11 protein-coding genes are annotated in these 13,598 nt (G+C 62.7%); 8 read left to right on the forward strand and 3 right to left on the reverse strand.

The window, feature by feature from the left end:
• Nucleotides 1-6 precede the first annotated feature (6 nt).
• From tssK to tagH, 3 genes are read right to left on the reverse strand one after another with little or no spacing between them, the layout of a single operon-like run.
• Entirely contained in the window at nucleotides 7-1,341 is a 1,335-nt protein-coding gene (tssK, locus tag CI807_RS05790; protein ID WP_095014010.1) for a type VI secretion system baseplate subunit TssK, read from the reverse strand.
• Between the two features lie 18 nt (nucleotides 1,342-1,359).
• Nucleotides 1,360-1,869, reverse strand: coding sequence for a type VI secretion system lipoprotein TssJ (gene tssJ / locus CI807_RS05795; protein ID WP_016975950.1), 510 nt, complete (start codon nucleotides 1,867-1,869; stop codon nucleotides 1,360-1,362).
• A 57-nt stretch (nucleotides 1,870-1,926) separates the two neighbouring features.
• Nucleotides 1,927-3,222: a type VI secretion system-associated FHA domain protein TagH gene (gene tagH / locus CI807_RS05800; RefSeq protein ID WP_095014011.1), complete on the reverse strand. Its 1,296-nt coding sequence runs from the start codon at nucleotides 3,220-3,222 to the stop codon at nucleotides 1,927-1,929.
• A gap of 394 nt (nucleotides 3,223-3,616) precedes the next feature.
• Between tagH and tssA the strand changes: the two genes are divergently transcribed.
• From tssA to tssH, 8 genes are all read left to right on the forward strand, one after another.
• Nucleotides 3,617-4,636 carry a type VI secretion system protein TssA gene (gene tssA / locus CI807_RS05805; protein WP_095014012.1) on the forward strand — a complete coding sequence of 340 codons (1,020 nt, stop codon included), beginning with the start codon at nucleotides 3,617-3,619 and terminating at the stop codon, nucleotides 4,634-4,636.
• Nucleotides 4,637-4,690: 54 nt separating this feature from the next.
• On the forward strand, nucleotides 4,691-5,197 hold the full coding sequence (gene tssB / locus CI807_RS05810) for a type VI secretion system contractile sheath small subunit (RefSeq protein WP_010207547.1): 507 nt from the start codon (nucleotides 4,691-4,693) through the stop codon (nucleotides 5,195-5,197).
• A 2-nt stretch (nucleotides 5,198-5,199) separates the two neighbouring features.
• On the forward strand, nucleotides 5,200-6,696 hold the full coding sequence (gene tssC, locus CI807_RS05815; RefSeq protein ID WP_010207548.1) for a type VI secretion system contractile sheath large subunit: 1,497 nt from the start codon (nucleotides 5,200-5,202) through the stop codon (nucleotides 6,694-6,696).
• A gap of 175 nt (nucleotides 6,697-6,871) precedes the next feature.
• Nucleotides 6,872-7,360: a type VI secretion system tube protein Hcp gene (locus tag CI807_RS05825; RefSeq protein ID WP_005792512.1), complete on the forward strand. Its 489-nt coding sequence runs from the start codon at nucleotides 6,872-6,874 to the stop codon at nucleotides 7,358-7,360.
• 78 nt (nucleotides 7,361-7,438) lie between these two features.
• Nucleotides 7,439-7,954, forward strand: a complete 516-nt coding sequence (gene tssE, locus CI807_RS05830) for a type VI secretion system baseplate subunit TssE (protein WP_095017508.1) — start codon at nucleotides 7,439-7,441, stop codon at nucleotides 7,952-7,954.
• Nucleotides 7,951-9,810, forward strand: coding sequence for a type VI secretion system baseplate subunit TssF (tssF, locus tag CI807_RS05835; RefSeq protein WP_095014014.1), 1,860 nt, complete (start codon nucleotides 7,951-7,953; stop codon nucleotides 9,808-9,810). Before tssE ends, tssF begins: the two co-directional genes overlap by 4 nt.
• On the forward strand, nucleotides 9,774-10,817 hold the full coding sequence (gene tssG, locus CI807_RS05840) for a type VI secretion system baseplate subunit TssG (RefSeq protein WP_058424270.1): 1,044 nt from the start codon (nucleotides 9,774-9,776) through the stop codon (nucleotides 10,815-10,817). Before tssF ends, tssG begins: the two co-directional genes overlap by 37 nt.
• On the forward strand, nucleotides 10,810-13,473 hold the full coding sequence (gene tssH, locus CI807_RS05845) for a type VI secretion system ATPase TssH (protein WP_095014015.1): 2,664 nt from the start codon (nucleotides 10,810-10,812) through the stop codon (nucleotides 13,471-13,473). Before tssG ends, tssH begins: the two co-directional genes overlap by 8 nt.
• Nucleotides 13,474-13,598 lie beyond the last annotated feature (125 nt).

Genomic DNA, 13,598 nt, shown 5'->3' on the forward strand with positions numbered 1-13,598 from the left:
CGCGGATTATCCTCGGATCGCCCAAAAGGCCAGGTTCAAGCCCGGGAACTGCCCGGCGATGTGGAAGGCAAAACCACCGGAGTTGCCCAGCTGTTGCCAGGCCTCGCTGCCGCGATCCAGCTCGTAGTAGGTGGACCCTGCGTGGTACGGCAATTGGCGCGGCGCCACGGGCAGAGGCAACAGGGTGATGCCCGGCAGTTGCAGGTTGACCAGGTCGCGGATGTGCTCCACCGAGCCAACCTTGCTCTGCTGGCCGAAGCGCGCGCGCAGGGTTTCGCCGGGAACATCGGCACGCACCACGAGGATGAAGCTGGCGTTGTCGAGCAGGGTCTTGTCGGCCAGCATCGCCACATGGACGCCGTAGGCTTTCTCCACAATCGGGATCGGCGTGGCCTTGCTGTCGATCAGCATCGACAGCGCTTCACGCAGGGCGGCCATCACCGGAGCAAAGCTCAGCGCCAGGTCGTCGTGCTGGTACTGCGGGTACTCCTGGGGACGGCGGCCCGAGGTCGAGAAGGTCGAGAACTCACCGGCCAAGCTCACCAATTCACTGAAGAAACGCTCCGGGTGCAGCGGGCTCAACTGGCTCAAATGCTGGATCAGCGGTTGGGCGCGGTTGACCAGTTGCAGCAGCATGAAATCGGCAATCTCCGACGCGCCACCGGCGCCCGAAGCGACCACGCGCCCCGCCAGGGCTTCGCCGCGCTGATGCAGCAGGCCAAGCAGCTCGCTGCGAAATGCCGTCAGCGGTTTGCTCGCCGCCACGTCCAGCACGGGCGGGATGTAGGTGTCGTCGATGACCAGCGCGCGGTCGGCGCGTTTTTCCTTGATGCGCACCAGGCCGATGGCGGCGTAATCGCTGATGCCATCCTGGGCGGTCAGCAGGCGCAGAGCCCGGGAGCCCAAGGCCACCGGTGCGCGGTTTTCGAAGGGTGCATTATCGTCACGCACTTCGCGGACCTGGCTCACATAACGCGCCGCCTCCAGGGCTTCGCCTTCCTCCACAGTATCGCGGGCACCGGCACGCTTGAGCGGCAGCGCCAGGTACACCAGGCCATCGCGCAGGTTGTCATCGACGTTCAGCGGGCTCGGCGCCAGATCGTCCTGGGGAATGTTGAACGGCGTGCCGTCGGGCAACAGGCCACGCGCCGAGACGATCGCCAGCTTGCCCTGGGCCAGCAGGCCCTGGTCGATCAGCAGCTCGGAAAAACCCCAGGCCCCGGCCGACAAAGGGCGACTGCGGGCGTCGATCAGGTTTTCCAGGTAACGGTCATGCTGCTGGAAGTGCTGCGTTCCGATGAACATGCCTTCCGACCAGACCACGCGATTGTTCCAGGACATGGGGGCTCCGATTGCTTCTTATTGGGCTGGGCTGGATGGGGTGACCACGACGTCGGCGCGCACGGCACGCACATCGAGGCTGATCTGGTATTCGGTGTATTGGCGCGCGGGCACGTTGATCACCGTGCGCCACTGCGCGCGGTCCAGCTCGCGATAGCCCACCAGCAAGCCGATCTGGCGTGTGGACGGGTCGAGGTCGCGCTGGATGCTCAGTTGCTCGCCGGGCTGCACCATCACTTCGTCCTGGTCCAGCAGGTCCAGGCCCAGGGTGGATTGGGCACGGTCGGCCAATGCGAAGTAATCGGAGCGGGCGAAGGTGGCGGCGTTTTTCAGTTCGAAGATGCGCACCCGCACTGGCGCGGCCTGGCCGTTGGCGCCGGGGTTGAGCCCGTTGATCGCATGAAAGTGCAGCTCGACGGCGGCCGTCTCCGCTTCGGTCTCAGCGCTGGTTTCGGGTTTGGCGGCGTCTTTGGCACACGCCGTCAGCAGCAGCAAAGTGGCGGCTGCGAGTAAAAACCTGGGAATCATCCTGCGTCCTCAATGACGTGTTTAGCTATCCGTTTATCCATGTGTTGCGGCGCGGTTTTATCGACGCTGTCGTGCGCTGTGCTCTTCGTAGGCCCGGCTGAACTCGCGGCCGAACAGGTCCTGGAAATCTTCCTGGGCCTCGCGGGAAATATTGCTGTAGAGCTCGGTGAACTGCTGCCAGTACTGGGCTTGGCGTGAGCCGTTGAAAATACTTGAGAGCCCGCCGGGCTTGCCCATGCGCTCTTCCAATTGCGCCGGTTCAAAGCGCGTGAGCAGGTGTTTGATCGCCGCTTCCACACCGGCCATCACCGCCAGTTGGTGGGCGCGCAGGTCGTTGAAACTGTCACGCACGGCGGCATCCGGCGCCATAAACGCCTGGTTGCCGTGGCGAAGCAAAAGCAGTAACGCTTCGTCAGCATTCGGGGCGAATTTCAACGGATTGTTTTCAGCGGGCTGGATCATGGTCTGCTGCATGCGGAACTCGCCCTTGAGGCTGGCGCGGGCACGCAACACGTCGATCAGGCCTTCGACCATCAGGCGGTAGCTGCGGCCGATATTTTCCATCTGGGCCTCGGCCTGGGCTTTGTCCAGGCGCAGTTGATCGAGGCCAGCGCCGCGCAGAAAGGCTTGCAGGAGGTCGGTTTGCTGAGTGTTTGCCACAGGCTCGACCGCAGGTGGCGGTTGAATGACAGGAGCAGGCGGTGGCGCAACGGGCGCAGGTGCATCGCCAAACAGGTCCCAATCTTCGGGAATCACCGAGCCCGAAACCGCGGGTTTCTCGAGCGCAACCGGCGTCGGCGGACGGAAGTCATGCTGCTCGGAAGGTACATGGTCCGCCACGGTCGGCGGCGGCACGGCGGTGGGGCTGAGGAAGTCGAACAGGTCCGGCAGCGTGTCCATCGACGAAGCGCCCTGGAACTGCGGCGCGATCACCGGCACTGGAGCAGGCTTGTTCGCCACGGCGCCCATCAGCGCTTCAAAGCTGCTCGGTGAATCGCCGGCAAACGGCTGGCTGTCGACGGCCTGCACGTTGAAATCGATGCGCGCCTGGATCTCGTAATCACCGATGCGGATCAACTCGCCATCTTGCAACAGTTCGCTATTACCTCTACGCAAACGAATACCGGCGTGAACTAACTCCACTCCGTTTGTACTGTTATCGGTTAAGTAGTAACGGCCATCTTTGTATTGAATAACGCAATGTTGCGAAGAGACCAGACGCTCTGGATCAGGCAATACCCAGTCATTATCCAAGCTGCGGCCGATAGCCATCGAGCCCTGATTGATGGACTTTTCGGAGCACTGCCCAGGGGTAATCTTGTGATAACTAGTGATAGTCAAACACAGCGACATCTTGCCTCCTTGCTGATACTTCGCGCGCGGTCGATTCCCAGGACAGCGCCTCCCGGGATATCGCCATCAGGTCGAGCAATCGACCGTCTAAAACCAGCCAATGCCAGCATGATCGCTGATCTTAACTGGGCTCTATGACAAAAATCCTGTCCCGGTGCGTCGTTCGACCCACCAGTCGCGCAGGTTGTTAAGCACCGCACATCTGTCACAGAGGGCGAATAGCTTACCTTGACAAGGCATAAGTACTACACCAAAAATGCACAACTTCTTGAATACCAGTGATGGCACATTAGTGGCATCTTGCTTATATGACCAAGAAAACATGCAAAGTTCCTCGCGCAACTAATGCATGAATTGCCCGCCATCTAACGGGCTGATAGGGAGATCAAATTCAGTGGATGTGCCGTTGCTGCTCACCGCCGTTTCCGCGACTTCGCCCTGTGGCGAAGACATGGAATATGACGCGCAATTTCTGCAATTGGAGCGTGATGCCAAGGGCCAACCCGAGCGCAGCATGGGCGACTCCATCCTGCCCGCTGAACCGCCGGAATGGCGCAGCATCCAGCAGCAAAGCCTCGACTTGCTCGCGCGCAGCAAAGACCTGCGCATCACCCATTTCCTGCTGCAAAGCGCCCTCGCCCTCCAGGGTGTGGTGGGCCTTGCAGAAGCACTGACGCTGATCGACGCGTTGCTGCGCGATTACTGGGCCGACCTGCACCCGCGCCTGGATGCCGACGATGACAACGACCCCACCGTGCGCATCAACGCCCTCACCGGCCTGACCTGCGACACCAACATTCGCTTGCTGCGCGAAAGCATCCTGACACGCTCGCGCACTTTCGGGCCCGTGAGCCTGCGCGCGGCGCTCAACGCCAGTGGCCTGCTGAGCTTCCCCGACGAGCAACTCGGCGCCCAGCAGCTTAACGCCGCGTTCCTCGACAGCGACCCCGAGCACCTGCAAGCCACCCGCGACTCGCTGATTGCGGCGCGTGCGGCGTGTGAAGCCATCGAACGGCAGGTCAATGATCAGGTCGGCTCCGCCCAGGGCGTGGACCTCAGTGCCCTGAAGCAACCGCTCAAACAAGCGTTGCAGATCCTCAATCAAGCGGTGCCCGGCACCGACAGCAACAGCGAACCCGAGGCCGTCAGTGACGACAATGCCCCCTCGGCCGACTTCGCCGCTGCGCCCGCAGCACCGCGCCCGGTTGGCGATATCGCCAGCCGCGACGACGTGCTGCGCAGCCTCGACAAGATCCTTGCGTACTACACCCGGCACGAGCCTTCGAGCCCGCTGCCGGTGCTGTTGAACCGGGCCAAGAATCTGGTGCACGCCGACTTCGCGGCCATCGTGCGCAATCTGATTCCCGACGGCATGTCCCAATTTGAAAACCTGCGCGGCCCGGACGGCGAGTAAGCCGCCCGACTGTGCAGTAACAACACCGTCGCTCAAGCGACCAGGAGCAGCAACGTGGCGAAGCAAAGTTCTCAGAAATTCATCGCGCGCAACCGCGCGCCTCGAGTGCAGATCGAGTACGACGTCGAGCTTTACGGCGCCGAGAAAAAGGTCCAGCTGCCCTTCGTGATGGGCGTGATGGCCGACCTCGCTGGCAAGCCCGCCGAGCCTCTGGCGCCGGTGGCCGACCGCAAGTTCCTTGAAGTGGACGTCGACAATTTCGACTCTCGCCTCAAGGCCATGCAGCCGCGCGTGGCGTTCCACGTACCGAACGAGCTGACCGGCGAAGGCAACCTGAGCCTGGACATCACCTTCGAAAGCATGGACGACTTCAGCCCGGCCGCCGTGGCCCGCAAGGTCGACTCGCTGAACCAACTGCTCGAAGCCCGCACCCAGCTGGCCAACCTGCTGACCTACATGGACGGCAAGACCGGCGCTGAAGAAATCATCATGAAGGCGATCAAGGACCCGGCACTGCTCCAGGCACTTGCCAGCGCGCCGAAGCCTGCAGGGGATCAGTAATCATGACCGACAATACCGCCCGCGAAGGCAGCCAGATCCTGGGTGCCACCGAAGAAGCCAGCGAGTTCGCCAACCTGCTGCTGCAAGAGTTCAAGCCCAAGACCGAGCGCGCCCGCGAAGCCGTGGAAACCGCCGTGCGCACCTTGGCCGAACAGGCCCTGGCGCAGACCGACCTGGTGTCCAATGACGCGATCAAGTCGATCGAATCGATCATCGCTGCCATCGACGCCAAGCTGACCGCACAGGTCAACCAGATCATCCACCACCAGGATTTCCAGCAGTTGGAAAGCGCCTGGCGTGGCCTGCACTACCTGGTCAACAACACCGAGAGCGATGAGCAACTGAAGATCCGCGTGCTCAACATCTCCAAGCCGGACCTGCACAAGACCCTGAAGAAATTCAAAGGCACCGCGTGGGACCAGAGCCCGATCTTCAAGAAGATGTACGAAGAAGAATACGGCCAGTTCGGCGGCGAACCTTACGGCTGCCTGGTGGGCGACTACTACTTCGACCAGTCGCCACCGGACGTGGAACTGCTGGGCGAATTGTCGAAAGTCTGCGCCGCCATGCACTCCCCGTTCATCGCTGCGGCCTCGCCGACTGTGATGGGCATGGGTTCGTGGCAAGAACTGTCGAACCCGCGCGACCTGACCAAGATCTTCACCACCCCGGAATACGCCGGCTGGCGTTCCCTGCGTGAATCGGAAGACTCGCGCTACATCGGCCTGACCATGCCGCGTTTCCTGGCGCGCCTGCCGTACGGCGCCAAGACCGACCCGGTGGAAGCCTTCGCCTTCGAAGAAAACACCGACGGTGCCGACAGCTCCAAGTACACCTGGGCCAACGCCGCGTACGCGATGGCGGTGAACATCAACCGTTCGTTCAAGCACTACGGCTGGTGCTCGCGCATCCGTGGCATCGAGTCTGGCGGTGAAGTGGAAAACCTGCCGGCGCACACGTTCCCGACCGATGACGGTGGCGTGGACATGAAGTGCCCGACTGAAATCGCCATCAGCGACCGCCGTGAAGCGGAGCTGGCGAAGAACGGTTTCATGCCGCTGCTGCACAAGAAAAACACCGACTTCGCCGCGTTCATTGGCGCCCAGTCGCTGCAGAAACCGGCCGAATACGATGACCCGGACGCCACCGCCAACGCCAACCTGGCCGCGCGCCTGCCGTACCTGTTCGCCACCTGCCGTTTCGCCCACTACTTGAAGTGCATCGTGCGCGACAAGATCGGCTCCTTCAAAGAGAAGGACGAAATGCAGCGCTGGTTGCAGGACTGGATCCTCAACTACGTGGACGGTGACCCTGCGCACTCCACTGAAACCACCAAGGCCCAGCACCCATTGGCGGCTGCCGAAGTGATCGTGGAAGAAGTGGAAGGCAACCCGGGGTACTACAACTCCAAGTTCTACCTGCGCCCGCACTACCAGCTTGAAGGGCTGACGGTGTCGTTGCGCCTGGTATCGAAGCTGCCTTCGGCGAAAAGCGCGTAAACATTCGGGACCGGCTCGCTCCCTGTAGGAGCGAGCTTGCTCGCGAAAAACTTAAAGACGCCGCGTTCATTCAGGATGCCAGCGTCAGCGTTAACGACCTTCGCGAGCAAGCTCGCTCCTACAGGGGTCGGGGACGTCAACACATTCTGTGGCTGAGACCACACAGGGAGAAAACATGGCTGTTGATATTTTCATCAAGATCGGCGACATCAAGGGCGAGTCCATGGACAAGGCCCACAAGGACGAAATCGACGTGCTGAACTGGAGCTGGGGCATGGCCCAGTCCGGCAACATGCACGTGGGCGGTGGCGGCGGCGCGGGCAAGGTGAATATCCAGGACCTGTCGCTGACCAAATACGTCGACAAGGCGTCGCCGAACCTGATGATGCACTGCGCCAGCGGCAAGCACATCGACAAGGTCAAGCTGACCGTGCGCAAGGCCGGCGGCGAAAGCCAGGTCGAGTACATGGTGATCAACCTGGAAGAAGTGCTGGTGACCTCCCTCAGCACCGGCGGTTCGGGCACCGATGACCGCCTGACCGAGAACGTCACCCTGAACTTCGCCCAAGTGATGGTCGACTACCAGCCGCAGAAAGCCGACGGCACCAAAGATGGCGGCGCGATCAAGTTTGGCTGGAACATCCGTTCCAACACCAAGCGCTGATAGCCCTTGAGGCCGTGGCTTCGCGCCACGGCCACAGCCCACTTGTCCCTCTCACAACCCGTCCGTGGAGCCGCTTTGGTGGTCACTGAAATCGCTTCCCGCGACCGTCTGCAACCGTCCCTGTTGGACCGGCTGACTGACGACGATCCAACCAACCCCAAGGAAAGCGCCGACAAACGCGTGCTGTCCCTGACCCAATTGAAAGCCTCGGTGCTGCGCGACCTGGCGTGGCTGCTCAACACCACGTCGTTGCTCGACGCCGATGCCACGTTGCACACACCGGCCGGTACGTCAGTGGTCAACTACGGCCTGCCGGCGCTGGCGGGCAACAGTGTTTCCAGTGTGGACATCAAGGCGCTTGAAGCCCTGATCTACCAGGCCATCGCCAACTTCGAACCGCGCATTCTGCGCCACACCCTGCGCGTCAAAGCTCGTGTCGGCCATGGCGAGATGAACCATAACGCGCTGAGTTTCGAGATTGAAGGCGACCTGTGGGCACAGCCCGTGCCGTTGCGCCTGCTGCTGCAAACCGACCTCGACCTGGAATCCGGCCACGTACGCGTGGTCAACGCTGACCAGCGGAGACGCCCATGAACCCGCGTCTGCTGGAGCTGTACAACCAGGAACTGCACCACGTGCGCGAAAGCGCCGCCGAGTTCGCCAAGGAATACCCGAAGATCGCCAGTCGGCTGACCCTGTCCGGTATGGACTGCGCCGACCCGTACGTCGAACGTTTGCTCGAAGGCTTTGCCTACCTCACGGCCCGCGTGCAGCTCAAGCTCGACGCCGAGTACCCGACCTTCACCCACAACCTGCTGGAAATCGCCTACCCGCATTACCTGGCACCCACGCCGTCGATGACCGTGGTGCAATTGCAGACCGACCCGGATGAAGGTTCGCTGGCCAGTGGTTTCCCGCTGCCTCGCGACACCGTATTGCGCGCTGCGCTGGGCCGCGAAACCCAGACCTGCTGCGAGTACCGCACCGCGCACCCGGTGACGCTGTGGCCGTTGCAGGTGAGCAACGCCGAATACTTCGGCAACCCTGCCGCCGTGTTGGGGCGCCTGGCCGCCAGTGAGCCGAAGGCCAAGGCCGGTCTGCGCCTGACCCTGCGCACCGGCGCCGAATTGCCCTTCAACAGCCTCGACCTGGATAACCTGCCGCTCTACCTCAGCGGTGCCGACGAGCAACCGTTCCGCCTTTACGAGCAACTGCTGGGCAATGCCTGCGCGGTGTTTGCACGCAAGCCGGGGGGCGATTGGGTCGAGCGCCTGCCGCAGGATGCACTGCGCTCCCGTGGTTTTGACGATGCCGACGCCGCCATGCCGGTGGTCGCACGCGCGTTCCAGGGCTATCGCTTGTTGCAGGAATACTTCGCCCTGCCCCACCGTTACCTGTTCGTCGAGTTCGCCGAGCTGAGCCGTGCGGTCAAGCGTTGCGACGGCCAGGAGCTGGAGCTGATCGTGTTGTTCGACCGTCATGAGCCCAGCCTGGAAGGCAGCGTCGGCGCGGGGCAGTTCCTGCCGTTCTGCACGCCAGCGATCAACCTGTTCCCCAAGCGCGTCGACCGTATCCACTTGTCCGACCGGGTCAACGAACACCATGTGATCGCCGACCGCACACGGCCGATGGATTTCGAGATTCACTCGTTGAGCGGCATCACCGGTCACGGTACCGGGCCGGAGCAGCCGTTTTTGCCGTTCTATGCGGTGCGCGATCCGTCACGCTATGGCCGTGATCAGGCGTATTACACGGTGCGCCGCGAGCCTCGCGTCTTATCCAGCGACCAGCGCCGCAACGGCCCGCGCTCCACCTATGTGGGCAGCGAGACCTTTGTCAGCCTGGTGGACAGCCGCCAAGCGCCCTACGGCCATGACTTGCGCCAACTCGGCGTGACTGCGCTGTGCACTAACCGCGACTTGCCCCTGTTCATGAGCATCGGCAACGGCAAGACCGACTTCACCCTGGCCGACAGCGCCCCGGTGCTGTCCGTGCGTTGCGTGGCTGGCCCGAGCCGCCCGCGCGCCAGCCATGCCCATGACGCCAAGGCCTGGCGTTTGATCAGCCAGTTGTCGCTCAACTACCTGTCCCTGAGCGAACAGGGCCAAGGCGCCGCGGCCTTGCGCGAACTGCTGCGCCTGTACGGCGACAGCAACGACGCCGCCCTGCAATTGCAGATCGAAGGCCTGCGCGAGGTCAGCAGCAAAGCCGTGACCCGACGTTTGCCGATGCCCGGCCCGATCGTGTTTGGCCGTGGCCTGGAAATCACCTTGGAATTCGATGAAAACGCGTTTCGCGGCACCGGCGTGTTCCTGCTCGGTGCGGTGCTGGAGCGCTTCCTGGCACGTTACGTGTCGATCAACAGTTTTACCGAGACGGTGATCCGTACCACCGAACGCGGCGAGATCATGCGATGGAAAGCCAAGCCCGGACGTCGTCCGACCCTGTGAGTACCCTGGATGCGATGCATCAGGAGCCCTGGGAATACGATTTCTTCCAGGCGCTGCGCCGTATCGAGTGCGAATCGCCAGAACTGCCGCGGCTGGGCCATTCCCTGCGCCTGGCGGATGACCCGCTGCGCCTGGGGCAACAGGCTGATTGCACCTTTGCGCCGGCCACCCTGGCCTCGGTCGATCCCGGTGGCGACGGCAAGCCGGCGCGGCTGGAGCAATTCTTCTTCGGCCTTGGCGGCCCCAATGGCCCGCTGCCGCTGCACATCACCGAGTACGTGCGCGAGCGTCAGCGCAACAACGCCGACAGCACCAGCAAACAGTTCCTCGATGTGTTCCACCATCGCCTGCTCAGCCTGTTTTACCGGGCCTGGGCCGAGGCGCGGCCGACCGTCAGCCACGACCGACCGGATGATGATTACTGGTCCGCGCGCCTCGCTGCTTTGAGTGGACGGGGCATGCCAAGCCTGCTGAATCAGGGGCTCATCCCGGACACCGCGAAGCTGCATTACAGCGGCCACCTGTCGGCGCAAACCCGCTATCCAGACGGTCTGAAAGCGATTCTCAGCGAGTACTTCGGCCTGCCGGTGGAGATTGAAGAGTACGTCGGCCAATGGTTGGAACTGCCCGAGCGCAGCCGCGTCAGCGTGAGCGCCAACCGCCTGGGCGTGGACTTTTGCCTGGGCAGTTTCGTGTGGGACCGCCAGCACAAGTTCCGCATCCGCCTGGGCCCGCTCACGCTGGATGACTACATGGGCATGCTGCCTGGGCACCAGCCGTTCAACGAGCTGGTGGCGTGGGTGGCCGAGTACCTGGGCCATGAACTGGACTGGGACCTCAACCTGGTTTTGCAACAACCCGAAGTGCCGGCGCTGCAACTCAATGGTCAGTTCCGCCTGGGCTTCAACACCTGGCTCGGCAAGCCCGAGCATGACGCCAACGACCTAATCCTGGCCCGGCATTACGCCGATCACGCCACCACCTCAAGGAATCCAGAGCATGGGTGAAATCAGTCGCGCCGCACTGTTCGGCAAACTCAACAGCGTGGCCTACAAGGCCATCGAAGCCGCCACCGTGTTCTGCAAACTGCGGGGCAACCCGTATGTGGAACTGGCCCACTGGTTCCACCAGTTGCTGCAATTGCAGGACTCGGACCTGCACCGCATCATCCGTCAGTTCAACGTGGAGCCGGCGCGCCTGGCCCGTGACCTGACCGAAGCGCTGGACCGTTTGCCGCGTGGCTCGACGTCGATCACCGACCTCTCCTCCCATGTGGAAGAAGCCGTGGAACGCGGTTGGGTCTACGGCAGCCTGATGTTTGGTGAAAGCCAGGTGCGTACCGGCTACCTGGTGCTGGGCATCCTGAAGACGCCTAGCCTGCGTCATGCGCTGTTGGGCTTGTCTGCCGAGTTCGACAAGATCAAGGCCGAGGCCCTGAGCGAGCGTTTCGACGAGTACGTCGGTGATTCGCCGGAGAACGCGCTGAGCGCCAGTGATGGTTTCAATGCCGGTGCCGTGCCCGGTGAAGCCAGCGGTGCCATGGCGCCGAGCGCGATGGGCAAGCAGGAAGCCCTCAAGCGCTTCACCGTCGACCTGACCGAACAGGCGCGCAGCGGCAAGCTCGACCCGATTGTAGGCCGTGACGAAGAGATCCGCCAACTGGTCGACATTCTCATGCGCCGCCGCCAGAACAACCCGATCCTCACCGGTGAAGCCGGCGTGGGCAAGACCGCTGTGGTCGAAGGTTTCGCCCTGCGCATCGTCGCCGGTGACGTGCCGCCAGCCCTGAAAGACGTGGAAATGCGCAGCCTTGACGTGGGCCTGCTGCAAGCTGGTGCGAGCATGAAAGGCGAGTTCGAACAGCGTCTGCGCCAGGTCATCGAAGACGTGCAGGCGTCGCCCAAGCCGATCATCCTGTTCATCGACGAAGCGCACACGCTGGTCGGTGCTGGCGGCGCCGCCGGCACCGGTGACGCGGCCAACCTGCTCAAGCCAGCCCTGGCCCGCGGCACCTTGCGTACTGTGGCCGCCACCACCTGGGCCGAGTACAAGAAGCACATTGAGAAAGACCCGGCCCTGACCCGCCGTTTCCAAGTGGTGCAGGTGGCCGAACCGTCGGAAGACAAAGCGCTGCTGATGATGCGTGGCGTGGCGTCGACCATGGAAAAACACCATCAGGTGCAGATCCTCGATGAAGCGCTGGAAGCTTCGGTGAAGCTGTCCCACCGCTACATCCCGGCGCGCCAGTTGCCGGACAAATCCGTGAGCCTGCTGGACACCGCCTGCGCCCGCGTCGCCATCAGTCTGCACGCGGTGCCTGCGGAGGTGGACGACAGCCGCCGTCGCATCGAGGCACTGGAAACCGAGTTGCAAATCATCGCCCGTGAGCATGCCATCGGCATTGCGATTGGTGCGCGCCAAACCAACACCGAGGCGCTGTTGAGCGCTGAGCGTGAGCGTCTGGCGACCTTGGAAAGCCGTTGGGCTGAAGAGAAAACCTTGGTGGACGAGTTGCTAGCCACCCGTGCAACGCTGCGTGAAAAGGCGGGCGTGGTGGACAGTGGCAACGATGAATTGCGCGCTCAGCTGGTCGACCTGCAACAGCGCCTGAGTACCCTGCAAGGCGAAACCCCGCTGATCCTGCCCACCGTGGATTACCAGGCCGTGGCCTCGGTGGTCGCTGACTGGACCGGCATCCCAGTGGGCCGCATGGCGCGCAATGAATTGGAGACGGTGCTCAACCTCGACCAGCACCTGAAAAAACGCATCATCGGCCAGGACCATGCCTTGCAGATGATCGCCAAGCGCATCCAGACCTCCCGCGCCGGCCTCGACAACCCCGGAAAACCGGTGGGCGTGTTCATGCTGGCCGGCACCTCCGGTGTGGGCAAGACCGAAACCGCCCTGGCCCTGGCCGAAGCTATGTACGGCGGCGAGCAGAACGTCATCACCATCAACATGAGCGAATTCCAGGAAGCCCACACAGTGTCGACCCTCAAGGGCGCTCCACCGGGTTATATCGGCTACGGCGAAGGCGGTGTGCTGACCGAAGCCGTGCGGCGCAAGCCCTACAGTGTGGTGCTGCTGGACGAGGTGGAAAAAGCCCACCCGGACGTGCATGAGATCTTCTTCCAGGTGTTCGACAAGGGCGTGATGGAGGACGGCGAAGGCCGGGTGATCGACTTCAAGAACACCCTGATCCTGCTGACCACCAACGCCGGTACCGAGCTGATTTCCCACGTGTGCAAAGACCCGGCGAACGTACCGGAGCCGGAAGAAATCGCCAAGGCCCTGCGCCAGCCGCTGCTGGAAATCTTCCCGCCGGCGCTGCTCGGCCGTCTGGTGACCATCCCTTACTACCCGCTCAGCGACGAGATGCTCAAGGCGATCACCCGCCTGCAACTGGGCCGCATCAAGAAACGCGTAGAGAGCACCCACAAGGTGGCGTTCGATTACGACGACGCGGTGGTCGACCTGATCGTCTCGCGTTGCACCGAGACCGAAAGTGGCGGGCGCATGATCGACACCATTCTGACCAATAGCCTGCTGCCGGACATGAGCCGTGAGTTCCTCACGCGCATGCTCGAAGGCAAGCCGCTGGCGGGTGTGCGCATCAGCAGCCGGGATAATGAATTGCACTACGACTTCAGCGACGCGGCCTAAACGCCGCACACCTGACACCTGTAGGAGCGAGCTTGCTCGCGAAGAACCCGAGAGCGCCGCGGTCATTCAGAATGCCCGCGTCATCGTTGACCACCTTCGCGAGCAAGCTCGCTCCTACAGTTGAA

The sequence above is a fragment of the Pseudomonas sp. NS1(2017) genome (assembly GCF_002269425.1).
Lineage (GTDB): Bacteria > Pseudomonadota > Gammaproteobacteria > Pseudomonadales > Pseudomonadaceae > Aquipseudomonas > Aquipseudomonas reactans.

Bases quoted from the DNA above. Each gene is read 5' to 3' on its own strand.
- tssJ (WP_016975950.1), bottom strand. From the start codon at position 1,869: ATGATTCCCAGGTTTTTACTCGCAGCCGCCACTTTGCTGCTGCTGACG.
- tssK (WP_095014010.1), bottom strand. From the start codon at position 1,341: ATGTCCTGGAACAATCGCGTGGTCTGGTCGGAAGGCATGTTCATCGGA.
- CI807_RS05825 (WP_005792512.1), top strand. From the start codon at position 6,872: ATGGCTGTTGATATTTTCATCAAGATCGGCGACATCAAGGGCGAGTCC.
- tagH (WP_095014011.1), bottom strand. From the start codon at position 3,222: ATGTCGCTGTGTTTGACTATCACTAGTTATCACAAGATTACCCCTGGG.
- tssG (WP_058424270.1), top strand. From the start codon at position 9,774: ATGGAAAGCCAAGCCCGGACGTCGTCCGACCCTGTGAGTACCCTGGAT.
- tssC (WP_010207548.1), top strand. From the start codon at position 5,200: ATGACCGACAATACCGCCCGCGAAGGCAGCCAGATCCTGGGTGCCACC.
- tssH (WP_095014015.1), top strand. From the start codon at position 10,810: ATGGGTGAAATCAGTCGCGCCGCACTGTTCGGCAAACTCAACAGCGTG.
- tssF (WP_095014014.1), top strand. From the start codon at position 7,951: ATGAACCCGCGTCTGCTGGAGCTGTACAACCAGGAACTGCACCACGTG.